Source organism: Acidicapsa borealis (genome assembly GCF_059115245.1).
Window position 1 is genome coordinate 4,973,704 of the sequence record NZ_JCACNY010000001.1, and the last position, 23,853, is coordinate 4,997,556.

14 protein-coding genes are annotated in these 23,853 nt (G+C 57.6%); 8 read left to right on the forward strand and 6 right to left on the reverse strand.

The genetic code is table 11. From position 1 onward, the window contains the following. Positions 1 to 42 precede the first annotated feature (42 nt). A complete protein-coding gene (locus tag AC5S27_RS20230) occupies positions 43 to 1,146 on the reverse strand; it encodes a tetratricopeptide repeat protein (protein ID WP_493936368.1) in 1,104 nt (367 codons plus the stop codon). 33 nt (positions 1,147 to 1,179) lie between these two features. Between AC5S27_RS20230 and AC5S27_RS20235 the strand changes: the two genes are divergently transcribed. From AC5S27_RS20235 to AC5S27_RS20260, 6 genes are all read left to right on the forward strand, one after another. Then, positions 1,180 to 2,724 carry a tetratricopeptide repeat protein gene (locus tag AC5S27_RS20235; RefSeq protein ID WP_493936369.1) on the forward strand — a complete coding sequence of 515 codons (1,545 nt, stop codon included), beginning with the start codon at positions 1,180 to 1,182 and terminating at the stop codon, positions 2,722 to 2,724. A gap of 278 nt (positions 2,725 to 3,002) precedes the next feature. Further along, positions 3,003 to 6,407, forward strand: coding sequence for a DUF1553 domain-containing protein (locus AC5S27_RS20240; RefSeq protein ID WP_493936370.1), 3,405 nt, complete (start codon positions 3,003 to 3,005; stop codon positions 6,405 to 6,407). A 28-nt stretch (positions 6,408 to 6,435) separates the two neighbouring features. Next, entirely contained in the window at positions 6,436 to 7,983 is a 1,548-nt protein-coding gene (locus AC5S27_RS20245; RefSeq protein ID WP_493936371.1) for a DUF1501 domain-containing protein, read from the forward strand. Positions 7,984 to 8,032: 49 nt separating this feature from the next. Next, positions 8,033 to 9,442, forward strand: a complete 1,410-nt coding sequence (locus AC5S27_RS20250; RefSeq protein WP_493936372.1) for a c-type cytochrome domain-containing protein — start codon at positions 8,033 to 8,035, stop codon at positions 9,440 to 9,442. Then, positions 9,439 to 10,515 carry a 6-bladed beta-propeller gene (locus AC5S27_RS20255; protein WP_493936373.1) on the forward strand — a complete coding sequence of 359 codons (1,077 nt, stop codon included), beginning with the start codon at positions 9,439 to 9,441 and terminating at the stop codon, positions 10,513 to 10,515. The genes AC5S27_RS20250 and AC5S27_RS20255 overlap by 4 nt, the downstream gene beginning before the upstream one ends. A 174-nt stretch (positions 10,516 to 10,689) precedes the next feature. Next, complete coding sequence (locus AC5S27_RS20260) at positions 10,690 to 12,939, forward strand: CRTAC1 family protein (RefSeq protein ID WP_493936374.1); 2,250 nt, start codon at positions 10,690 to 10,692, stop codon at positions 12,937 to 12,939. Here AC5S27_RS20260 and AC5S27_RS20265 read toward each other — a convergent pair. Continuing rightward, the gene (locus AC5S27_RS20265) at positions 12,936 to 14,972 is read right to left on the reverse strand and encodes a beta-N-acetylhexosaminidase (RefSeq protein ID WP_493936375.1); all 2,037 of its coding nucleotides are present in this window, start codon (positions 14,970 to 14,972) and stop codon (positions 12,936 to 12,938) included. The two genes, AC5S27_RS20260 and AC5S27_RS20265, sit on opposite strands and share 4 nt — an antisense overlap. Before the next feature lie 207 nt (positions 14,973 to 15,179). On the opposite strand from AC5S27_RS20265, the gene AC5S27_RS20270 reads away from it, so the two are divergent. Then, complete coding sequence (locus tag AC5S27_RS20270) at positions 15,180 to 16,871, forward strand: nitrite/sulfite reductase (RefSeq protein WP_493936376.1); 1,692 nt, start codon at positions 15,180 to 15,182, stop codon at positions 16,869 to 16,871. 373 nt (positions 16,872 to 17,244) lie between these two features. After that, positions 17,245 to 18,255 carry a LacI family DNA-binding transcriptional regulator gene (locus tag AC5S27_RS20275; protein ID WP_493936377.1) on the forward strand — a complete coding sequence of 337 codons (1,011 nt, stop codon included), beginning with the start codon at positions 17,245 to 17,247 and terminating at the stop codon, positions 18,253 to 18,255. A 2-nt stretch (positions 18,256 to 18,257) separates the two neighbouring features. Here the strand turns inward: AC5S27_RS20275 and AC5S27_RS20280 are convergent, their stop codons facing one another. The 4 genes from AC5S27_RS20280 to AC5S27_RS20295 all read right to left on the reverse strand — a co-directional run bounded on the left by AC5S27_RS20280 (position 18,258) and on the right by AC5S27_RS20295 (position 23,705). Beyond that, a complete protein-coding gene (locus AC5S27_RS20280; RefSeq protein WP_493936378.1) occupies positions 18,258 to 19,871 on the reverse strand; it encodes a sodium:solute symporter family transporter in 1,614 nt (537 codons plus the stop codon). A 68-nt stretch (positions 19,872 to 19,939) separates the two neighbouring features. Then, complete coding sequence (locus AC5S27_RS20285) at positions 19,940 to 21,157, reverse strand: hypothetical protein (protein ID WP_493936379.1); 1,218 nt, start codon at positions 21,155 to 21,157, stop codon at positions 19,940 to 19,942. Beyond that, the gene (locus AC5S27_RS20290; RefSeq protein WP_493936380.1) at positions 21,154 to 22,323 is read right to left on the reverse strand and encodes a hypothetical protein; all 1,170 of its coding nucleotides are present in this window, start codon (positions 22,321 to 22,323) and stop codon (positions 21,154 to 21,156) included. Before AC5S27_RS20290 ends, AC5S27_RS20285 begins: the two co-directional genes overlap by 4 nt. A gap of 29 nt (positions 22,324 to 22,352) precedes the next feature. Next, on the reverse strand, positions 22,353 to 23,705 hold the full coding sequence (locus tag AC5S27_RS20295; RefSeq protein WP_493936381.1) for a tetratricopeptide repeat protein: 1,353 nt from the start codon (positions 23,703 to 23,705) through the stop codon (positions 22,353 to 22,355). Positions 23,706 to 23,853: the final 148 nt, after the last annotated feature.

A 23,853-nucleotide genomic window follows, 5' to 3' on the forward strand; every position in this document is an offset into this window, starting at 1 on the left:
CCGGGGTGGCTTTTCTCTTGGCCGTAAGGCACTTAATCGCCTTTAGTGTTGTGGCTTCGGTTGGGATTGGCTGTGTAGACGCTGGTATATCTGTACTTCCTGATTGGCTTGTTCCGTGCGATTGAGTTTCTTATAAATGTGGGCCAGGGCCAGGTGCGGCTCTGCATAATTCCCGTCCAGTTGGACGGCCTGAATCAGCTCCGTGATGGCGGCCTCAAGCTGATGTTTGTCTTCGAGGATGCTGGCGAGCCGATAGTGCGCAGGTGCCAGTTTGGGATCGACACGCAGGGCTTCGCGGACGTTGGCTTCGGCTTGATCCGTTTGACTGAGAGATTGCTGCGCTATGGCGAGATTGAGGTAGGGCCATGCGGATGGAGTTGACAGTTCGGCGTTGACGGCGATCGCCTTCTGATAGTTTGCGATAGCGCGGTTGTTGTCGTTCTGAGCGAAGTAGCAGAGGCCGAGGTTGTCGTAGGCGCGGGCCATTTTGGGGTCAAGCTCGATGGCTTTCTCAAGATGCTGCATGGCGCTTGCGTAGTGTTGAGCGTCATAGTCCAGGCGGCCCAGCCAGTAAGGGTAGAGCGGGTTGGACGAGTTCTGCTGGGAGAGCTTTTCGAGTAACGGGTTAGCCCAGGCGGGATGACCGATCTGAACGTAAGCCATGGCAAGAGAGAACTGCAGCGATGAGTCGAGCGGGTGCAGAGCGTCAGACTTTTTCCATGCGACGGCGGCATTGAGATAGTCGTGATTGAGGAAGTAGATGCTGCCTAAATACGCCAGCAAATGCGCGGCTCTGGGCGAGGTCTGATCGGGTTCGAGCTCCTTAAGCAGGAGCTTTTCCGCTGCAATATAATTGTGCCCAGCGACGGCCTGGCTTAACTGCGACGCGGTATCTGCAGGTAGGCCCAGAGAGAACGCCGGGGATTGCGCAGAGGACTGTTCCTCAACGGTCGACTGAGGCTGGGCTGTTTGACTGGGAGAGGCCTGGCCATTGGCGAGGATTGGCAGGACGCTCAGTTGTACGAGAGCTAGTTTTGCGCCGAAGAGACCTCCGCGCCTAGGGAACATCATGAAAAACAGTTTAGTGGACCGGAAGGTAAAGCGATAGTGCATGACGAGTTCAGGATGCGATCGCTTTTGTCTCATTGCGCTTTGCTCAATGCGTCATTGGCGGTTCTTTTGATCGCTGCGCCGCTGTTGGTGCGCGGGCAACAAGCTTCCAGCAAACGCTATCGCCAGACTGTGCTCGACATCCAAAAACATATCGAGGAGCAGGATATCTCGGGCGCACAGATTTTGCTGGTCAAAGCAAGAGCTGAGTTTCCGCACGACGGGGGAATTGAGAACCTCTTAGGCGTCGTGGAGATTCAGCAGGGGCATCGTGAGGAGGCGGCGCGCGCGTTTTCGGCGGCGATTGAACACTCTCCGAAGCTTACGGGAGCTTATCTGAATCTTGGCCGGATTTACATGGATAGGGCTGCCGGTGATGCAAAGGATCGTGCGGCGGGATTGTCTGTGTATGAGAAGCTGCTGCGACTGGAGCCGAACAATGGCGAGGGTAACTTTCAGTTAGCCACGCTTCTGATGTGGGATGGGAAGTATCAGCGGTCGCTGGATCATCTGGCAAAGCTGCCTGACGAGGGACGCAGGCTGATCGGGGCTGAAGTGATTGCTTGCGGAGACGAGGCTGCGCTGGGGCGCAAGGAGGCCGCGGATCAAGCTGCGGCGGCACTGGTCGCGAACTCGGATCTTACAGAGCAGGATGCGATGGATGTACTGCCGGCTCTGCGCGTTGGGCGCCGGGCGGATCTGATTGATTTGATCTTCAGTGCGGTCAAGGGTAACGGGCAGCTTTCTACGGATGGGCTAAGAATCCTGGGCTTGGCGCAAGAGGGTGAAGGCAAGCTGGATGCCGCGCGCGCGACGCTGGAGACTGTTTTTGCGGGTAGTCCCACATCTGTCGTGGTGCTGGTAGATCTGACTCGCATAGCCAAGGCGGCTGGAGACTATCAAGGGGCGCTTGGGTATCTGGCTCATGCCCGAGACCTGAGTCCTAGGGACGCGAGTCTTCCCTATGAGTTTGGCGTGATCTGTTTGAAGTTGAGCCTGCTCGGAGAGGCGCGAAAGGCGATGGAAGAGGCTGTCAAACTGGCACCGGAGGATTTCGACTACAACCTGGGGATGGGAACCGTTTCCTCCTTTGCTCAGGATCCGACGGGGGCTATCCCTTATCTTGAGAAGGCTCATACGCTGCGGCCTGCGGACCCGATTCCAGTGCTTACGCTGGGGACAACTTACTTTCGGGCGAAAAACTTTGAGGCTGCAAGCAAGTGGCTGACGCAAGCTGCAGGAGATCCCAAGACTGCTGCTGAGGCGCACAGTTATCTGGGCCGAATCGCGCGGCAGGAAGGCCGGCTCGAGGATGCAGGGAAGGAACTTACGCTGGCCAACAGTCTCGCGCCGGACCGGGCGGATGTGCTGGCCGAGTTGGGGCAGGTGAGTATTGCTCGCAAGCAGTTTCCCGAGGCGCAGAGGTTTTTAGATCGCGCGGTGAAGATCGATCCGGATAACTATCTGGCGAACTTCGCGCTACTTCAGCTCTACGCGCGGACGGCGGACCCACGGCGCGAGGAGCAGTCAAAGCGGTTCGATGCGGTGAAAGACAAGAGCGAAGAGCAGTACCGGGAGATGATGCGGATCATCCAAGTCCACCCGGGCTCATAGTTCTCACGAAAGACCGGAAAGGCGGGCGCTCCGGTGCTCGCCTCTTTCTTTTGTGGGAGATGGGTATAAGGGGTTGCGGCGACGGCACCTTAGACGAAAAGGCGATTTTTTGGATTTTCCGTTATCGCTAACTTTCGTTTGACAGTTGTCTTCTGCGGGGCATAACGTTATCTCGTTTCGATTTCCTGCGAGCGCTGCGTTCTCAGTGGTGGAATCGATACCACACCAATCGATCCAAAATATTTGGGTGCGGCTTGCAGATGAATAGTGAGCGTGGAATGGCAACTCGGGTGCAGCGAGCGCGGAAGGCTCCGACGGTCGGAGCGGGGCTGATAGCAGCCGGAATTCTGGCCGCCAGCGGGTTGGTGCTGGTGACGGCTGGCTGCAAGAGCAAGAGCGGGGGCGTATCGACCGCTTCAGCGAGCGGGCAAAAGCTGGATTTCAACCAGGATGTGCAGCCCATTCTCGCTAGCAACTGCTTCAGCTGCCATGGACCCGATCCGGCGGCGCGCAAGGCTGGGCTACGGCTGGATCTGGAAGAAACTGCGCTGCGGAAGCGGCCGGGAAAGCCGGATGCGATCGTGGCTGGACATCCCGACCAGAGTGAGATGATCAAGCGCATTGAGGCGAAAGATCCGCACCAGTTGATGCCGCAGGACCCGGAAGGCGCGGCCAAGCCGATGAAGCCGGAAGATATCGCCATTCTGAAGCGCTGGGTGGCGGAGGGTGCGCATTACCGGCCGCACTGGGCGTTTGAAGAGCCTGTGAAGGCAGCTGCGCCGGTTACGCCGAATACAAACTGGGGTAACAATCAGATCGATAAATTCGTGCTGGCGCGGATGACCAAGGATGGATTGCATCCCTCACCAGAGGCTGACAAGCGAACCCTGATTCGGCGAGTCACGCTGGATTTGACTGGGCTTTTGCCTACTCCGGATGAAGTGAAGGTCTACCTGGCGGATAACTCTCCGCAGGCTTATGAGCATCTGGTCGACCGGCTGCTGGCTAAGCCGGCCTATGGCGAGCAGCGGGCGCGGTATTGGATGGACTACGTACGGTATGCGGATACTTACGGCTTGCATTACGACAACAACCGGCACATCTGGCTGTATCGCGATTATTTGATTCGTTCGTTCAACACCAATAAGCGATTCGATCAGTTTGCGAAGGAGCAGATTGCCGGCGACCTACTGCCTGCGAAGGATGTGGATTCGATCATTGCGACAGGGTATGTGCGGTCGGGCGTGAGCTCTAACGAGGGTGGAACGATCACCGAAGAGCTGCGCGTGAACATTGCGCGGGAGCGAACCGAGGCTTACGGTGGAGCGTTCCTCGGGCTGACGGTGGGTTGCGCGGTTTGCCACGACCATAAGTATGATCCGACGACGCAGAAGGACTTCTACCAGCTGAGCGCGTTCTTCAACAACATCAACGAGCAGCCGTTCAACATGGACCGGCCAGACTGGAAGCCCGTCCTTCGCGTTCCCAAGGACGCGAACCGTGCGGCTTATAACGCAGTGCTGGCGAAGCGGTCCGACCTGCAGTCGAAGCTGGACGCGGAAAAGCTGGAAGAGCGGAAGCTGATCCAGGCCTGGCTTGCGGGCAAGCAAAATCCGGCGCAGGCGGTTTCGGCGGAGAAGCTAATGCTGCGGTTGCGGATTGATGAGGCGGGTGGCATGGAGTTGAAGAACTCCGCGCCGAATGCGAGTCCGAAGAGTTTTGCGCTGACGGGAACGCCGCCGCAGTGGGGTGAATCGACGTGGCTGTGGCGGGATTTCCGGCCGAGCACGGCGACGCATGTGAACCTGGGCCAGATCGGCGATTTTGACTGGAACCACCCGTTCTCGGTGGGTGGATGGTTCATGCTGCGGGCGCAGCCGGGGTTCGCCGGGAAGGATCTGACGGGAACGCTGGTTTCGAAGATGGATTCGGTGAAAGCAGACCCGGAAAAGCAACCTAAGCCTGCGGCGGCCAAAAATGGCAACGGCAAGCCGATCGACAAGGATAAGAAAGAGAAGAAGGCTGAGGACGACGTTTCGAAGGCTACAGCTACGCAAGCGAACCGCGGTTGGGACATCGTGATCGAGAAGGGCGTGCTTGGCGTTGAGCTGCTGGATGGTGGAGTAAAGAAGGGGCTGAAGGTAGTCACCACCAAGCCGGTTGCGGACAACGGGAACTGGCAGCATATCTTCTTTGCCTATGACGGATCGGGCCGCGCGGCTGGCATTCATGTGTATCTGGATGGCGTACCGGTGCCGACGAAGGTGGTTAGCGATACGTTGGCCAAGACCACGATTAAGGCCAGTGCGCCAATGATGCTTGGAATGCGGGCTCCGGAGGAAGAACCGGCGCGCGATACCCGGTACCAGGACTTGCGGCTGTACGGGCGTGCAGTCACTTCGGATGAGGTGAAGCGGCTCTTGTTTGAGGATTACGTGGCTGAAGTTACGGCCAAGCCCTTTGCCGCGTGGGACAAGGATCAGCTGCATGTGGTGAGCCAGTTCTACTTCGGGCAGGTGGATGCGCAGGCGAAGGATTTGCAGGCGCAGATCACCAAGCTCGATGCGCAGTTGGACAAGCTATCGGAGGGTGGGGACATGACACTCGTGTCCGTGGAGAAGCCTTCGATTGCGTATGCGGATGTGTTGAATCGCGGCATCTATTCAGCGCGTAAGGAGCGGGTGGAGGCGGATGTGCCGCACTACCTGCCGCAGCTACCGGCAGGTATCCCGCATAACCGGCTAGCGCTGGCGGAGTGGACGGTGAGTCCGCAGAATCCGCTGACGGCTCGGGTGACGGTGAACCGGATGTGGAACGAGCTGTTCGGCACCGGGATTGTGGAGACGACGGAAGATTTCGGCATCATGGGGCAGCGGCCTACGAATCCGCAACTGCTGGACTGGCTTGCGGTGGAGTTTCGTGAGAGCGGCTGGGACATGAAGCATATGTACAAGCTGATGGTGATGTCAGCGGCGTACCGGCAGAGCGCGAAGACGTATCCGGAGCAGCTCCAGAAGGACCCGAAGAATCTGCTACTGGCGCATGGGCCGCGGTTCCGGATGGATGCGGAAATGCTGCGGGACGTCGCGTTGCAATCAAGCGGGCTGCTGGTGCCGAAGATTGGCGGGCCGAGTGTAATGCCGTACCAACCGGGAAATGTGTGGGAGTCGGTGGGATATCCGATCAGCGATACGACACACTACAAGCAGGAACATGGGGACGCTCTCTACCGGCGTAGCCTGTACACATACTGGAAGCGAATGGCGATCCATCCTGACATGGATGCGTTTGACGCTCCGATGCGGGACGTTGTGTGTACGCGACGGCAGAGGACGAATACTCCGCTGCAGGCGCTGGTGACCCTGAACGACGAGCAATGGGTTGAAGCGGCCCGAGAACTGGCGGAACGGACGATGCGCGAGGGCGGCAAGGAGCCGGAGCAGCGGATCTCTTACTTGAGCGAGCTAATGTTGGCGAAGGAGCCTTCCCCGCAGATGGCTTCGGTGCTGCGGAAGTCGTACGACGATATGGCGAAACATTATGCGGCTGATCCCAAGGCGGCGCATGATTTGCTGACGGTCGGCGAGAAGCGGGCGGATGCTTCGCTGCCGGGCGCTCAATTGGCGGCTTGGACGATGGTGGTGAGCGAAATGATGAATCTGGACGAGACTTTGAATAAGTAGTGGCAATACTTCAGAAGCAGGAGATGGCATGAAACAGCATCCACTTTGCACGGACCCGGATCACGGACCTACGATACTCGACCTGCCGATTGCGGAGGGGTTGAAGACGGAGTGGGCTGCGTTGCAGACACGGCGGCACTTTCTTGGGCGCGCGGGGAAGGTGCTGGGCTGGGCGGCGATGGCCAGCCTGATGGGCGACAAGGCGCTGCATTCTGTGGCGCAGGGCTCGGTTGCTACTCCTGTCAAGCTGACGCCGGAACAGTTGCGGCTGCCGAATTTTGCGCCGAAGGCGAAGCGGGCGATTTATCTCTTTATGTCCGGTGGGCCGCCGCAGATGGACATGCTGGACTACAAGCCAAAGTTGGCCGCGCAGTTTAACCAGGATGTGCCGGAGTCGGTGCGCGGTGCGCAGCAGTTGACGGGTATGACGGCCGGTCAGGCACGCTTTCCAATTGCGCCTTCGCGCTGGGAGTTCAAGCAGTATGGGAAATCGGGCGCATGGGTCAGCGATCTGCTGCCGTACACGGCGAAGATGGTCGATGACCTGGCGATTATCAAGTCGACAAGCACGGACGCGATCAATCATGAGCCAGCCATCATGCTGCTGAATACGGGCAACATGAATGCGGGTAAGCCTTGCATGGGCTCGTGGCTCTCATATGGTTTGGGCAGCATGAATGACAACCTGCCTACGTTTGTGGTGCTGCTGAGCAAGATGAATCCGAAGGAGAACAATCAGCCGCTCTCTTCGCGGCTCTGGGGTAGCGGTTATCTTTCTTCTGAATACTCTGGGGTCGCGATGCGATCTTCGGGAGACCCGGTGCTGTATCTGAGCGATCCGGCAGGAGTGAACCGCGAGGTTCGGCGAAAGATGCTGGATGCGGTGCAGGCGATCAATCACCAGACCTATGACGAGCTGGGCGATCCGGAAACGAATTCGCGGATTTCGCAGTACGAGATGGCTTACCGGATGCAGACTTCTGTTCCGGAGCTTACAGATATGAGCAAGGAGCCGCAGTCGACCTGGGATCTGTATGGGCCGGATGCGAAGGAGCCTGGAACCTATGCCTATAACTGCCTGATGGCGCGGCGGATGGCGGAGCGCGGGGTGCGGTTTACGCAAGTGTACAAGCGCGGGTGGGATCTGCATGCAGATACGGCAGGGCTGCTGCCTGGGCTATGCCAAGAGACGGACCGTGGAACGTATGCGCTGGTTACGGACCTGAAGCGCCGCGGGCTGCTGGATGACACGCTGGTGGTGTGGGCGGGCGAGTTCGGGCGCACGGTGTACAGCCAGGGCGGATTGTCCAAGGATAACTACGGACGAGATCATCATCCGCGGTGCTACACGACCTGGATCGCCGGCGGCGGCGTGAAGGCTGGCATCACCTACGGTGAGACGGATGATTACAGCTACAACGTGGTGCGCGATCCAGTGCCGGTGCGGAACTTCAACGCAACTCTTCTGCACTGCCTGGGGATCGACCACAACAAGCTGACGTTCAAGTTCCAGGGGCTCGACCAGAAACTGACAGGAACTACGCCCGCTAGCGTGGTGCCGGGGCTGCTGGCTTAGTTAGAATTGCCGGGTTGAAGAACAGACGCATGAACTCGAGGGGAATGGCTTGGCGGGGATAGAGGGCGGTTTCTTCTCGAAGGGACGGCGTAAACAACTGGTGTGGCTCGCGGCGTTGAGTGTCTGCCTGTTGCTCGTGCCATTCGTCTTCCGGCTGGATGGCAAAACGCATGCCGACTGGCAGCAGTTTCTAGGGCGGTTTCATCCGCTGGCGGTGCATGTACCGATCGGACTTCTGGTACTGGTTCCCCTGCTCGAAATTTTTGGGCGGAAGCGGCCGGGGTTGCGTGAGGCGGCCGGATTTGTGCTAGGTCTTTCGATTCTTGCCTGCCTTGGTGCTGTCGCGCTGGGATATTTGTTGGCGTATGGTGGCGGGGAGAGTGGCCCCAGGGTAACGCTGCATTTGTGGGGCGGAATCGCGCTGACCATCGTCGTCGCGGCCTGCTGGATAGTTCGAGGCTCCGGCATGGTGTATGCGGGGATGCTGTTACTGGTGCTGGCTGTGCTTTCGTGGACTGCGCACCAGGGCGGGTCGCTTACGCATGGCGAGAATTACCTATTCGAATATCTCCCGAAGCCGATGCGGAGTTGGCCGCTGATTGGGACAGCCAAGGCTGTTCCGGCGGGCGGATCGTTTTATGCCAGGCACATTAATCCAATCCTTGACTCGAATTGCGTGAGTTGCCATGGGACTTCGAAAGTGAACGGCAAGCTGCGGCTCGACACTTATGAGGAGTTGATGAAGGGCGGCGAGGAGGGCCCGGCGGTGGTGGCTGGACAGCCGGATAAGAGCCTACTCTTGCAGCGGGTGACGCTGCCAGTGGATCACGCAAAGTTTATGCCTGCCGAGGGCAAGCCGCCGCTCAAGGCTGAGGAGATTGCGCTGATTCGGGCGTGGATTCAGCAGGGTGCTTCACCGACAGTGGCTACGCTGACGGGTGTTGCGGTGCAGGACGAGGTGGAGGAAGCTCCGCTGCCGCCGGTGGATGATTTCACTCCGCGGTTGGCCGAGATTAACCAGGCGGCTGCGGCACTCACCGTGAAGCTCGTACCCGTTTCGAAGGATCCCAAGGACGGGCTGGTTCTGCAGACGGTGAATGCCGGAATGAAGTTTGGGGATACGCAGCTGGCTTCGCTGGACAAGTTTGCACCGTTCATTGTGGAAGCGGAGCTGGGGCGAACGGCGGTGACAGACGCGGCGTTCGACACGCTGGTCAAATTCCGGCATCTACGCAAGTTGCATCTGGAGAGCGACGCGATTACGGGCAGCGGGCTGATGAAGCTACATGATCTGAAAGAGTTACGATACCTGAATTTAAGCGAAACCAAGGTGACGGCACAGGCTGCAGCGCAGCTTGGCGCGATGTCCAATCTGCGGCATGTGTATTTGTATGACACGCCTGCGCAACCTGTTCCTGCTTCTCCTGTTGGAGAGGCTGAGGTGAAAAAGACTCCATGACTGTTCGTAAGACGACTTTCCTTCCCTCTTCTCTTGGCCGTCGCGGGTTTCTGGCGACTGCAGGTTTGGCCGCTGCTGGTTCGCTGCTGCCTGCTCACGCTCACGCTGAATCTGCTGTTTTACCGATGGCTGAGGATGCTCGTCTGCGGACGGGCAATGGCGAGTGGACATTTGATCTGGTGCATGGGTGGGGGCATTTGCCGGAAGGTAAGACGTTTGGCGGGACGCATGGGGCCATTGCCACAGACAAGGCTGGCCTCGTGTATGTAAGCACGCAGAGTACGACGGGCGTGCTGGTGTACGACGCCGACGGCAAGCTCGTGCGGACGATTGCTGAAAAGTATCCCGAAGTGCATTCCATGTATTACACGGAAGAGGATGGTCAGGAAGTTCTGTATACGACAGTGCAGAAGGGCACGCCGGAGGAGAACTGGCTTTTCGTCAAGATGAAGATGGATGGGACTGTCTTACAGAAGATCACGGCGCCGGGCGAGGCTGGTTTCAAGAAGCCGGACGAGTGGCGGATTACGTCGGCGGTGAAGGGCCCGGATGGGTCGATCTTCATTGCGAACGGCTATGGGGACTCGCGGATCTTTGTCTTCGACAGCAAGGGGAATTACAAGAAGGCATTTGGCGGCAAGGGCGATGCTGAGAACATGTTCGACTGCAGCCATGGGCTGGCGGTGGACACGCGGTATGGCGAGCCGCTACTGATGGTTGCCGATCGCGAGCACCGGCGGCTTTGCCATTTTGATTTTGATGGAAAGTATGTGAAGACTTTGACGACGGGGCTGCGGCGGCCCTGTCAGATTAGTTTCTGGGGCGATTATGCCGTGATCTCGGAGCTTGAAGGACGCGTGACCGTGCTCGATAAGGGCAATGTTCCGGTCGCGTTCCTGGGCGATAATCCGGACAAGAAGCAGTGGGCGAATTATGGTCTGAAGCCTGGAGAAATTGCTCCGGTCTACTTCAGCGCGGCTCACGGTACGCACATTGACAAGGCGGGCGACGTATATGTCTCGGATTGGAACGCGACGGGGCGTATCACTAAATTGGCGCGGATGAAAGCCTAACTGGAATCTCTCAGGCGGTAGCCGGTAACGCTTGTGAGGTTTGCGCCATGACGCCGGGGTACGCAAAGTGAGGACAGCCAGAATCAGCTTGAATTCCGGTAAGATGGCCCTGTGAATCGTCTGATTGCTGACGGTGGTCAAGAGAGACATATCCCGGCAGGCCGGTTGAGTGCAATGCGACCGCGCCTACACTGGATTGGTCCGAGCCTGTTCGCTGTCTTGATCTGGACAAGGGCTTGCCCGCCAGCGGTGGCCCAACATCCAAACGCACCCGTGAATACCGACGACACGGCCAGCCATGCTGCATACCAGTCCGCCGGGACGAAGAAGATGGCCGCATTGCTGGAGAAGATTTTTCGCGAGAACGACTGGAAGGCTGATCCGAACAAGCCTGCTGAGCGGGTTCCCTACTACAAGTTGCTGCTGCAGCGAAAGCTGAGTATGCCGGATGCGTTCCAGGTACGGCTGGAGATGGCTCGGGAAATGCTCCGGGCCGGCAACAGCGAGGATGCAATTCAGGCGCTGGAAGAGTTGCGGCGCATTTCACGGGAGCAAGGATTTGTTCCACCGCCAGAGACTCAGCATCAGTTGGGGGAGTGGCTGGCCCTCTCATATCTGCGACTCGGAGAGCAGGAGAATTGCGCCCACATGCATGGGCAGAAGGCCTGTGTGTTTCCGATTCGCGGATCGGGCATACATCACCTGACGCGCGGTGCGGAGGGTGCGGTACGAGAGTACACGGAACTGTTGAAGGTGAACCCGGAGGACGACCAATCTCGATGGCTGCTGAATGTGGCTTACATGCAGTTGGGGAAGTATCCGGAGGGAGTACCGAAAGCATGGCTGATTCCCAGCAGCCTGTTTGATTCTGAGCAGGATCTCGGGGAGTTTCCAGATATTGCGAGTGTGGCCGGACTCGACGTGACGGCGCATGCCGGTGGGGCGATTCTGGAGGATTTGGATGGAGATGGTCTGCTGGACGTGCTGGTGACTTCCTCCGGGCCTCGGGACCAGATGCATTTGTTTCGCAATCTGGGGAATGGGGCGTTTGAAGACGTGACCGCGCGGGCCGGGCTCACGGGCGAGACCGGCGGGCTTAATGTTGTGCTGACCGACTACAACAATGACGGGCATCCGGACGTGTTGGTGCTGCGCGGTGGTTGGTGGGGCAAGTATGGTCGCTATCCCATGTCGCTCTTGAAGAACAATGGTGACGGGACTTTTGACGATGTCACCGAAGCTGCGGGATTGATGTCGGCTCATTCGACGCAGACGGCTGCCTGGGCGGACTTTGACAACGACGGCTGGCTGGACTTATTTGTCGGGCATGAGGCAACTCCCGAGGAGCGGAACCCTAGCCAGCTCTTTCACAACAATCATGATGGGACCTTCACCGAGATGGCAGCTCCGATGGGGCTGGCGGAACTGGGATTTGTGAAGGGTGTGGCTTGGGGCGACTTCAACAATGACGGCCGGCCGGACTTGTATGTTTCGGTGCTGAACGGACCTGGGCGGTTGTTTCGCAACGACGGGCCTGCATCGGGAACTTTCTGGAAGTTTACGGATGTCACGGCTGGTGCGGGCGTCGATCACCAGACGCGCGGCTTTGCGACTTGGTTCTTCGACTACGACAACGATGGGTGGCCGGATATTTTTGCAGCAGGTTACTCGACGGAGTCGGCGAAAGACGTTGGGGCGTTTGAGATGGGCAAGCCCAATCATGCTGCGCTACCACGTCTATACCATAACAACCACGACGGGACGTTCACGGACGTGACGCAGTCGATGCACTTGGATCGCGCCATTCTAACGATGGGCGCTAACTTTGGCGATTTGGATAATGACGGGTTTCTGGATGTGTATCTGGGGACGGGAGACTCGACCTACCAGGCGCTCTTGCCCAATCGGATGTTTCGCAATGATGGAGGCCGGCGCTTTCTCGATGTGACGACGTCAGGCGGGTTTGGGCATCTGCAGAAGGGGCATGCGGTCGCCTTTGGGGATCTCGAAAACACGGGCTATGAGGATGTGTTTGAGGAGATGGGTGGGGCGCTTCCGGGGGATACGTATCAGAGCTCGCTGTATCACAATCCCGGGCATGGGAACCACTGGGTGACCCTGGAGCTGGAGGGTGTGATGACCAATCGTGCAGCGTTTGGAGTGCGGGTGGATTTAACGGTAACCGAGCATGGTCGGTCCCGGCACATTTACAGGACGGTTGGGTATGGATCAAGCTTTGGCGGGAACCCGCTGCGGCAGCATATTGGGATTGGCGCGGCGACGGTGGTGGACCGGATCGAGGTGAGCTGGCCTACTTCGAAGACTGTGCAGCGCTTTGAAAACGTTGCGGCGGACCGGAGCTGGCATCTGCGTGAGGGAGATAAGAACCTCACGCAGATGGTGATCAAAACGGCAAATCGCTAGCGGACTTTGGCGGACTTTACGAGCTGCTCAATCGGCGCGACGACCATCAGCACCAGGACGGCCTGTGGTTTTTCTGCGACAGTGAGCCGGTCCAGGCTCTGATGCTGCGTGTCAACGCTGAGAGATGTCTCGGAATGATAGGTTTCGAGCGCCTGAAGACCGATCTCAGCCACATCGTGGAGATTTTTCGAGACTGGCTCGAGCTCCGCGGTTATTTCGGATTTCGAAAGCGTGGGCTGCAGTTTGGCGTCGTTGTCGCGCCAGAGGACCAGCCAGTCATGGGCCTTTTGCCATTCTTCCGGAGTAGCTTTGCCATTCGCGATGGAATCAGCAATCTGAGCGAACTGGCGGGCAATTTCGCTCTCCGGTGGGACGGCGTCGGCGAGAGTGTTGAGCGGGCTGAATGCAGTGTTGTGCTTGAGCCCTTCGCGTGCGTAGCCTTTGGGTGGCTGAACGACGGAGGCAAGGACGCGCAAAGCTTCCGGATTGGTGTCGCCGCTCATGCGTTCGAGCAGGGCTTCGGTGGTGGCCGCATGGTGGATGCCGTATGCCTTGAGCTTGTCGTCGATGATGGCCATACGGGCGTACATGGAATCGACATCGCGCACATTCTGCGGCGACCAGAAGCGCTCGGCGATGGCTGCTGTGCGCGGCCAGATGCGACTGTCGATGGTGTCACCAGAGACGAATTCAGCCCAGATAGTCGCTTCGCCGCCAAGGATGCTGGACTGTTGCTCTGGAGTGAGTTTATCGGCGATGCCTTCCATGGGATCGACGAGATAATGCTCCGCCGCGGACTGGTTGAGGTCGATGTAGTAGCCATTCGAGAGCAGGCCGCGATAGCCGCGCTTGGCTGCGTCGAGAAGCGATTCGCGGCCACGCCAGGACTGGATGACTACATCCGTCGGAGTGCCTGGCTGTAGAACTTCATCCCAGCCTTCGGTGATCTTGTGGTGCGCGGTGACGAGCTTCTGCACGCGGGCGGTGAACATTGCCTGGAGTGCGGCGTTGTCCTTGATGTTGTGAGCTTTCATGTATTCCTGAATGCGCGGGTTCGCGTCCCACTCCTTGCCGTTGCATTCATCGCCGCCGATGTGGAAGTAGGCGTCGGGAAACAAGCCGGTCATTTCGCCTAGGAAGAGATTGAGGAACTGATACGTGCTCTCTTTGGTGGGGTCCATCGCGGGGTCGAAGACGCCCCACTCGCGGACGAGTTCGTAGGGGCCTTTGCCGCTGGCAAGTTGCGGGTAGCCGACGAACCAACTGGCGGTGTGCGCCGGCATGTCGAATTCCGGGATGACGCGAATACCGCGCTCGTGGGCGTATTCGATGATGTGACGGGCCTGGTCCTGGGTATAGAAAAGGCCGTCGGAGCCTTTCTGCGTGAGCAGCGGGAAGACTTTGCTTTCGATCCGGAAGCCCTGATCTTCCGATAGATGCCAGTGAAAGACGTTGAGCTTGACCGCTTCCATAGCGTCCAGGTTGCGTTCAATGGTTGGGATAGGCATGAAGTGGCGGCCAGAGTCGATCATTAAGCCGCGCCAGGGAAAGCGGGGCTTGTCGTCGATGGTGACGGCGGGCAACGTGAAGCCGCGCGGGGTGATGCGGACCAGTTGCAGGATAGTCTGAAGGCCATGCAGGATGCCGAGCGGATTTGGGGCGGTGAGCTTGATGCCGGCTGATGTGATTTCGAGGTGATAGGACTCGTCTTCGCCGAGCTTCTGAATGGCGGCGCTGGGGCCTGCAGCCTGGATGTGCATGGCGGCAGGCGCTGGGGTTCCAAGGTTGAATGGGATGCCGGTTTCATGAAAGAGAGTGTCGAAGAAGCGCTGCCGCGCGTGGATGAGACGCGGTTCAGAGAAGCCGTCGATGGCGATGTTCAGATTGCCGTCGATCACAAATTCGCCCTGGCCTGCGGTAACGCTGGCCGGCAGTGGCATGATGGGCAGAGGCTCGGCGGCGTGCAGACATGCTGAGGACAGTAGAACGAGCGTTGCCAGAACGGTGCTGCAGACCTTGCGATGGCGATTCAAGATTGGTTTCTCCAGAGATAGGTATTTGCGCGGAGTGATGCGGACTTCACGATTCTGTCATTCCGGGCGAACCAACGGCAACGGAATAGACAAATGGGGTAACGCGTTCCCGAACATAGCGATAGGTACTTGGCGCATTCAGGTCAGCGTGAGGAGTGTTATCGCCTGTCCACTTCGGCCCTGTAACATCTTCACAGGAGTATTCTGATGAGCACACCGCCAAATTCCCCCGGTACGAATCCTGAAATCAAGCCCGTTGTGAAGGAAACGAAAGCGCAGCGCGCCGAGCGGTTGAAGCGGGAGAAGAATCCGTGGCAAGCATTTGATGAAATTCGCACCTTCGCTCGCGAGGGCCGGACGAGCGTGTTGCCGGAGTGGGCTGAATTCTATTTCAAGTGGTGGGGCATCTACACGCAGGGAGACGGTGCTGGTGTAACCGGCGGCACGGGCGGCATGGGCAAGGCGACCGAGTACTTCATGATGCGCATCGGGATTCCGAACGGCATTGCAACTGCGGAGCAGTTGCGGGTGATAGGCACGCTGGCTCGGGACCATGCGCGGAACCTCGCGGACATCACAACGCGGCAGGCGATTCAGCTGCACTGGCTTACCGTCGATTCCCTTCCCGATGCAGTGCTGGCGCTTGACGCGGTGGGATTGTCGCCGCGCGGGGCCTGCGGTGACGTGGTGCGCAATGTCACGGGATGCCCTATGGCCGGACTCGATGGGCATGAACTGATCGATGCCTCGCCGCTGGCGCGAGCTGTAGCGCGTGAGGTGAGTGGCAACTCGGAGTTCTATAATCTGCCGCGAAAGTTCAAGATCACGGTAACGGGCTGCCCGGTGTGGTGCTCGTATCCCGAGATCAACGATATTGCTCTGACGGCGGTGAAGCGTGGTGATGAAATTGGCTACTCTGTGCGCGTAGGCGGAGGCCTTTCAGCAGATCCGCATCTGGGCGTGAAGCTCGATGCGTTTGTGAGCGAGGCGCAGGCGGTGGAAGTGGTCCGGGGAATCGTGTCGATTTTCCGCGAGCAGCAGGGACTTCGCGAGAGCCGTGACCGCGCGCGCTTGAAGCACCTTTTCCTCCGCGAAGGATGGACTGCTGAAAGCTTCCTGGCTACTCTGCAGGCGAAGTTGCCGTTTCAGCTTGATCCGGGCGTCGAAGATGCCCTGCCAAACGATGTATTCCGCGACCACGTGGGTGTGCACCGGCAGAAGCAGGCGGGGCTGTATTCCGTTGGTGCTACCGTGTTGAATGGGCGCATGAGCGGCGAGCAATTGGTGGCCCTGGCCGATTTAGCGGAGAAGTATGCAGGGGCTGAACTGCGTACGACGGTGATGCAGAATTTCGTGTTGCCCGGTGTGCCGCAGGCGAATCTAGAGATAGTGCTCAAGGAGCTTTCTAACCTCGGGCTTACGGTGGAGGCGACGAATTTCTGGCGTGGTGCGGTCGCCTGTACGGGTACTGAGTTCTGCAAGCTGGCGATCACGGAGACGAAGGGCTTTGCGCGCTGGCTGGTGGAGGAGATGGAGAATCGCCTGCCGGGCTTTGACCAGCAGCTTCATCTGCATGTGACCGGTTGCCCGAACAGTTGCGGGCAGCATTGGATCGCGGATATCGGACTTGAAGGCAAGAAGATCAAGCAGGATGGCAAGCTGTCAGATGCCTGGTCGTTTGCATTAGGCGGTGCGCTGGGAGCACATGCAGGTGTGGCGCGCCTGGTGAACTATCGTTGCACTTCAGAGGAAGTTCCAAATGCGTTGGAGCGGTTGCTGGGTGGCTACCTGACAACGCGAGACGATGCGCAGAATCTACGCTCGTGGATAGCCGGTAAGTCAAATGACGAGTTACGCGGCATTCTCGAAGCGAACGAAACTGTAGCAGCGGGCCTGTAGTCAGACTCTGCGCTCTTTGGAGCTTGAATTTCGAGGCTGCTCTGTAGAGCGCATGGCTCTCGCTGGTTTGGCCGCTACTTTTGCAGCGAGCTACATCCTCGTGTTCCGGTGAATCGTTTTGCTTGATTTCAAGCGCAACCGATTTCCTGTAGGCGATCGATTAGTGTTAATTTTTGAGTAGAATTCGCTTGCGCCTCTCGCAAGTGACTGTTTCCCACAATCTGGTAAGGCTTTCTGTCTATCCTCGCTCGACCAGGATGGTCCGAAGCTGACGAGTTCGATGACTATCTTCGAACCCTTTGCATTCGGAGTAGTTTCCCGTTGCGTCCGGCTTCTGCCGGAGGCCCATGAGACCTAAGTCAGGGATGAGCGAATGAACATAAGAAGGATCGCGAAGATTGCGGGGGTGTCGAGCGCTACAGTCTCGCGGGTGATCAACAACTCAAACCTTGTGACAAGTGAAACAGCTGCGCGTGTGCAGAAGGTGATTGATGAGCTTCAGTTTGTGCCGGATACGAATGCTACTGCCTTTCGATCAGGTAGCAGCAGCACCTATGGTCTGTTGATTCCGGATATCACGAATCCATTCTTTCCTGAGTTTATGAAGTGCCTTGAGTCGCTGGTGGTGGAGCATGAACGCGAGTTGCTCGTAGCGACAATTGATTTCCACCAGGGCGGCATGGCAAAGTCGGTGCGCAGAATGTTGACGCGACGCGTGAACGGGGTAGTGCTCATGGCGTCGGAGATTGAAACGGAGCCGTTCGAAGCGCTGGTCAAGAACCGGATTCCGCTGGTGACCATGGATCGCAGGAAGATTGGCCTTGGCCTTAGCGACATTACGACGAACTACGAGGCAGCGATGGGCCAGGCAATCCAGCACCTGAAGATCCTCGGGCATCGCAAGGTTGGATTCATCGGCGGATATCTTGGTTTGGCCACGTCGAAGATGAGGCTGGACGGGTTTCTGGCGGCGATGCGTGCTCATGGGCTGACGATTCGCGAGGAGTTCATCCGGCATGGCGACTATCGCATTCCTGGCGGTGAAGCGGCGATGTCGGATTTGCTGATACGCAAGAACCGCCCGACAGCGATTCTGACAGCAAACGACATGACGGCGATTGGAGCCCTGCGCGCGCTGCGGGATAGAGGATGCGCGGTACCGAAAGAGATGTCGATCATCGGACTGGACGACATTGAGCTCAGCGACATCGTATACCCGCCGTTGACCACGCTAAGGACATCGCGGACCGAGCTGGCCAGGCTGGTGTTTGCTTCCCTGGAGAACTCAAACCGGCAGACTCCGGTCAAGGGCAAGCAGTACATGATTCAGGCCAACCTTGTGATACGAAAATCTACCGGTCCGGTAATGCATCCAGAGAAGTAGAGCTACCAAAAGAGGACGTTCAGGTACACACAGAAAGCTGCGAGTACGCAAGCGGCTATCCAGACGACACGGTCTCGAATGAGGCTTTGTCTGCCTGCGTTGAGCTCAAATACCAGGCCGTTCAATTCGTATTCCGGCCTTCGCGTTGTGAAGAAACTGACCAGAACCGTGACGACAGTTGCCACGGACCAAGCGTAGATAGCTCCGTAAAAATTGGACGTAGTTTGGCTGCCGTAGTGGATCCAATCTGCTCTGGCGAGCAGGTTGTGCGTTGCGCCAGCTGCTATGCCAGCCGACAATCCCCAGAATCCCGCCCATGGCGTAACCCATCGTGTGAACATTCCAAGCAGAAAGATAGCCAGCAGCGGTGCATTGAAAAGCGAGAAGAGGAACTGGATGTAATCCATGAGATTGCTAAAGAGCAAAGCGATGAACGCGGTGGCAATGCTGAGCAGCAGACCGGCAAACATCGACACGCGACCCACGGCGATGTAGTGCAGTTCCGGCCTGTTCTTTACGAGATAGGGTCGGTAGACCTCCTGAGTCCAGAGTGAACCAAAGGCTGCTACATTGCCGGCAAGGCCGGACATGAGGCTGGCCAGAATCGCAACGATGCCCAGCCCCAGGAGTCCATGGCCGTAGTAACGATGGAGTAAGAGAGGCAGAACCTGATCGTAGTTGTGATTGCGCATACCGGCGAAGTCAGGAGTATCGAGCAGATGCCATGCGGCAAGGCCGGGGACGATAACCAGCAATGGAAAAAGAAGCTTGCCTGCGGCCGCAATAAGTGGGACAAGCCTTGCGTCGTGATCCTTCTTGACTGTAAGCGTCCGCTGCATCAGGCGGAAGTCGGTACACCAGTATCCGAAGCTCAGGATGCCGCCAAGGCCGAGTAGCACGCCGACTCGATCGAGCGGTGCACTGGTGGAAGCGATGGGCATGGCACCCCAGAGATGTGCATTCGCCGTCGGCAGGTCTGCCAGGAGACCTGATAAACCGTGGAAATCGCGCCATACATAGATCGCAAGGGGTGTAAGTCCGGCAACGATCAAACCAAGCTGCAGAAGCTCATTGTAGATGGTCGCTCGAAGACCTCCGAGTAGGAGAAAGAGGATGGCGACTGCTGCCATGGTGAGTGCGCACGGGAGGAACTCCCAGCCGAGAAAACTATGCAGGGTCTGCGCCATGGCGTAAAGGCTGATGCCTGCGAGCAGCGCTGAGACGACAAGGACTGAGATCGAATTCAGAAGTCTGGTGTGCGCGTTGAAGCGGAGCAGAAGAAACTCGGGCACGCTGTGGGCACGGCTGCGCACATAGATAGGAACCATGAACAGCGCCAGAAAGATCATGGCAGGAATAGCGCCGACAAGATAGAAATGCAGTGTTTGCAGGCCGTGTTCTGCGCTCATGGCGGACAGGCCAACGAGTTCAAGACCGCCAGAGTTCACTGCAAAAAAGGAAAGCGCTGCAACCCAAAAGGGCAAGGTGCGCGTTGCGTTCAAGAACTGTTGCGAATCCCCAGACTTTCTCCGGGTGAAGTAGCCGATGGTCAGCGATACGGCGAAGTAACCACAGACCACGAGCAGATCTACCGGGTTAGGTGGGAATGCATGCATGATGAGAGAATTGCCCATGGACCGCTAAGATAACTCGCTTGATAAAGTGTCGTTTCGAGTGCTTGTCCTCAGGCAATCCAACTGAGAAGTTTATCGATCGTGGTGGGCTGCGATGAGACGGTCCCGCGTGGCAGGGATGGCCCTATGGCCAGTGCTTGATCGTGGTCTTCGAACCAGACCAGGAAACGCGCATCCGCGCTGCCTGAAAGCCGCTGCTGGTTGAGCCATGTGTAATAAGCGGCCATGTCAGCATCAATGAGTGAGCCCTGCGGATCGAGCTTGGCAACTTGGGGCGTGTTTGAGAGTAATTCGTTCATTGGCAGCTGCCGCTGCCGCGGTGCAAAACGAACGAGGAGTGTAGAGGGCTGGGCACGGCGCAGTGTTTCACGCGCAGCCCATTGCGCGAACGTGGTGGAGAAGATCTGTGTGCCCGAGCCTTCTGTGAGTAAGTTCATCTGAAAGTATCCGAGAACGCCAGCATTTCCATCTGTGGGCAGGCCAAGATCGTTTGGCTTGAGTTGCGCAAGTTCGGTTCGCAACGACTCTGGGCCTGCGAAGCCGGATTGAATGACCCGCTGCATTCGGTCAAGCAGCGTCTTGCGTGCTGGAGCGAGCGCTCCGTAAGAGATACTGGTGACACTTGAACTTGTCTCCGCTGCAATGTCTCCGTCGATGTACCAATGGCCATAGGGCATGGGGTGCGCATGTGCTCTTGTGTTTACGACGTCAAGAATGGCAGTGAGGCCATTTTGTGGAGTGACGTGTGAGAAGTAAACGCCATGGGACCGCAACTTGCGGAATAGCGGGTAGTCAGTGGTGCCAACTCCCTTCCCGATGACGACGACACTCAGCCGTGGAATTGCCGGCGAAGTTTGCGGCCTGCTGGCCTGCCACGATTTGGCGTATTGATCAGCAGCGCCGTGGAAGGTGTCCATCTGGTGGGATGCCCAGAGGTGCGCGGTCAATTGTTCGATGAAGACGCTGGGCGTATTGACCCAATCACTCTGTATAAGTTCAGGGTTAAGGACGAAGCCCTTGAACCATTCGAGCACTGCATCGAGACGATCCTTCGAAAGGGAACTGAGATAGGACAGTTGCTCTTCAAGTTCCTGGCGCTCAATGGGAAATCGCCAGTCGTAAGTGATGGCTTCGCGTAGTAGCAGGGGCAGCAATACCAGCGGCAATTGCTTCAGGAGATCGAGGTACTGCAAGACGAGGGCGCGGCCTTCCTTTGGGTACGCCGCGAAGGTTTCGGCTTTCAATTGAAGTGGAAGGATGGCTGTCATAGCAGCTCCGTCAGTGGCTTGCCCTGGGCGAAGCGTGGAGAGAAGCCGAGCATCGCGCCGATCGTTGGAACAAGATCGATCGATTCGACTGGGCGATCAATGACGACGCCTTGGCGAATGCCGGGGCCAAGCGTCATCATCCACGTAGTCCGAGAGAGAGGATCGCCGGTGCGGTGATGCTGAAAGCCATTGCCCCCGGGATCGGTGTCGGAGTCTCGACCAAAATCAGGGAGGATGAACATGGTGGTCTTGTTCGCATACTCCGGTTCGGTTTGGATTGCTTTCCAGATTTCTGCACAGAGACGGTCCGAGCGCTGGATGCCTTCGATGTACATCGAATAAGTGCCAGAGTGAGCGATATCGATGTCATGCAGGGTGATCCAGAGCAGACTTGGCGCGAGTTCATGCATGAGCCGTCGAGCAATATAGACGCTTAACTCGTCCGGGCTGGCGAGGCTCTTGGCGTGCGACGAGAAATCATCAACAGACAGTTTGAGCAGTTCCCTGAGCTTCTCCATTTCGAATTCATTCCCTGCCAGGGCTGGCGTGTAAAACGGGGCTTCGTAACTGTCACGCAGGAGATGGTCAAAGCTATTGGTGCTTGACGACATCGATGAGGCGAGAAGATGTTTGGGAAGGACAACCCCAGCTCCCAGGCCTGCGCCGTACGAGCGATGATTACTTTCGCCGATGCGATTAAAGCCATTGCTCGGAGCCACGACCCAGGCGTCGTTGGCGCGTCGTCTCAGATCTTTGCGGAAATATTCGAAGATGGTGGGGTTCTGCGGTGAGACCGCTGCGAAGTTGTTGAAAGACTCGTAAACGCCCGTAGCAAGGCTTGCTGTCGCAACGTAGTGGCCGAGAATGCCCTTGTTAATGACCTGCGCGTATAACGTGGACTCAGGAAAGAGGCTCTGCACAAGGTTGGGGATATTCTCCTGTCCCTCGGGGGCGAAGGTCTCTTCATCGCGTGCTCCTCCGCCGAACGTAACGACTACGACTTTCTTCTGAGTAGACTGAGCATAAGCTTGAGGCCCAGAGGATGCACAGGCAAATAGTGAGCCGGCAGTGAGGCCTGCTGCCGAGCGAAGAAATTCGCGCCGGCTGGATGCTACAGCAGCAGAGACATCACGCGCATTCGCCTGTTTCAGATTGCCCAGTTGCACTGTAGGTCCTATCCGATCTTTCTCGACTATTAAGGGTTGGCGATGAGGAATGTTTTGACTTCCCTGAGTCTCGCATTGAGACCGTCTTTTTCCTGTTCGCTATATTGTTTCTGCAATGTTATCTCTTGCTGCGCCTTGTCGCGCTGCGCGGTATGCGAATAGGCGAGAGCCAGGCGGTAGTGGGCTTTCGAGGATGCTGGCTTGAGAGATATCGCGGTCTGTAACTCAGCGATACTTTTCGGCCATTGTGCGCGCATCTGGAGCAGTAGCCCTTTCTGGAAATGAGCTTCGGCGAGCTTTGGATCGAGAGCGATTGCCTGGTCGAGCAGCTTATCCGCAACTGCCAGATCATCAACCTGGTTGGACCGATGGAGAATACTGGCTGCGGCATAGGTGGCCACGGTTGCATTCTCAGGATGTGCCTCAGCAAATCTTTCCAGCTTTTCGCATCCCTTGCTCATATCGGGCATGAGACTGCAACTGCGGCCTAACAAATCGGCGTATGAGGCGCTATCGGGATCTGTGTCGAGCAATTGCGCGAAAATCGGAGCAGCTACCGCCAAATCATTCATGGAGTAACGCGCGATGCCAAGGCCAAGCAACATCCTTTGGCTTTGAGGGTATTTCTGTATACCGAATTCAAAAATCTTGATCGCTGGATCAAAGGTCCAGTGTTGGAGAAATTCGAAGCCCAGAAAGTAGAGATTGGGCTCGCTGGGATCGAGCTTCGCCGCGGCCTGCAGATGTTCGACTGCATCCTGAAAGCGATGCTGCTTTTCTGCAATGTTGCCAAGGAGTGCCTGCACTTCAGGGAGATTCTGCTGGTTTGGGATCAGCGAAAGTGCTTTTGCGGCTTCATCGATTGAACCCGAATCATAGAGTGCCACGGCCCAGTTGTAGCGAAGGTCTGGGTTGCCGGGGTCGAGGGAAACAGCAGCTCCGAATGCCTGTGCGGCTTCTGCTGACCTGCCCGTTGCCTGCAATGCCTGGCCGAGATTGGATTGCGTTGCCCGATTGTTTGGTTCGATCTTTGCGGCGATGCTGAGTTCCTTCACCGCTTCCTGTTGTCTGCCCAACTTGAGATAGGCTGAGCCCAAATTCGCGTGTGCAATTCCCTCGCCTTGTGCGACTTTGCACGCCTGCGTGAGATACGGCAAAGCTCGCCCCATATCGCCTCGTTCGGCATACAAACTTCCAACAGCTTCATTTGCTTCATAGCTTTGCGGATAGCGGTCTGCGAGCGAATGCAGGATCGGCTCCGCTTGATCCAGCTTGCCCTGATCGTAAGCATCTAGCGCCTGATGCAGAGACACGGTATCGACGCTCGACATGGCTGCCGCCTTCGCGTGCGGAAGGTTCTGTGCCCACAGTTGGGAGGACAAGAGAAGAACTGCAATCGCAGCCAAATATGCCCTGTGTGGGGCGAACTGAGAATGGAGGGACATACACATTCGATGGTATACGCCAAAGGCGCCGACTGTTCAAGCATCGAACAGCCTGCGCCCTGTTGGTAGTTGCGCTACGGGTGGT

Bases quoted from the DNA above. Each gene is read 5' to 3' on its own strand.
- AC5S27_RS20230 (WP_493936368.1), bottom strand. From the start codon at position 1,146: ATGAGACAAAAGCGATCGCATCCTGAACTCGTCATGCACTATCGCTTT.
- AC5S27_RS20240 (WP_493936370.1), top strand. From the start codon at position 3,003: ATGGCAACTCGGGTGCAGCGAGCGCGGAAGGCTCCGACGGTCGGAGCG.
- AC5S27_RS20245 (WP_493936371.1), top strand. From the start codon at position 6,436: ATGAAACAGCATCCACTTTGCACGGACCCGGATCACGGACCTACGATA.
- AC5S27_RS20255 (WP_493936373.1), top strand. From the start codon at position 9,439: ATGACTGTTCGTAAGACGACTTTCCTTCCCTCTTCTCTTGGCCGTCGC.
- AC5S27_RS20260 (WP_493936374.1), top strand. From the start codon at position 10,690: ATGCGACCGCGCCTACACTGGATTGGTCCGAGCCTGTTCGCTGTCTTG.
- AC5S27_RS20270 (WP_493936376.1), top strand. From the start codon at position 15,180: ATGAGCACACCGCCAAATTCCCCCGGTACGAATCCTGAAATCAAGCCC.
- AC5S27_RS20275 (WP_493936377.1), top strand. From the start codon at position 17,245: ATGAACATAAGAAGGATCGCGAAGATTGCGGGGGTGTCGAGCGCTACA.
- AC5S27_RS20280 (WP_493936378.1), bottom strand. From the start codon at position 19,871: ATGCATGCATTCCCACCTAACCCGGTAGATCTGCTCGTGGTCTGTGGT.
- AC5S27_RS20285 (WP_493936379.1), bottom strand. From the start codon at position 21,157: ATGACAGCCATCCTTCCACTTCAATTGAAAGCCGAAACCTTCGCGGCG.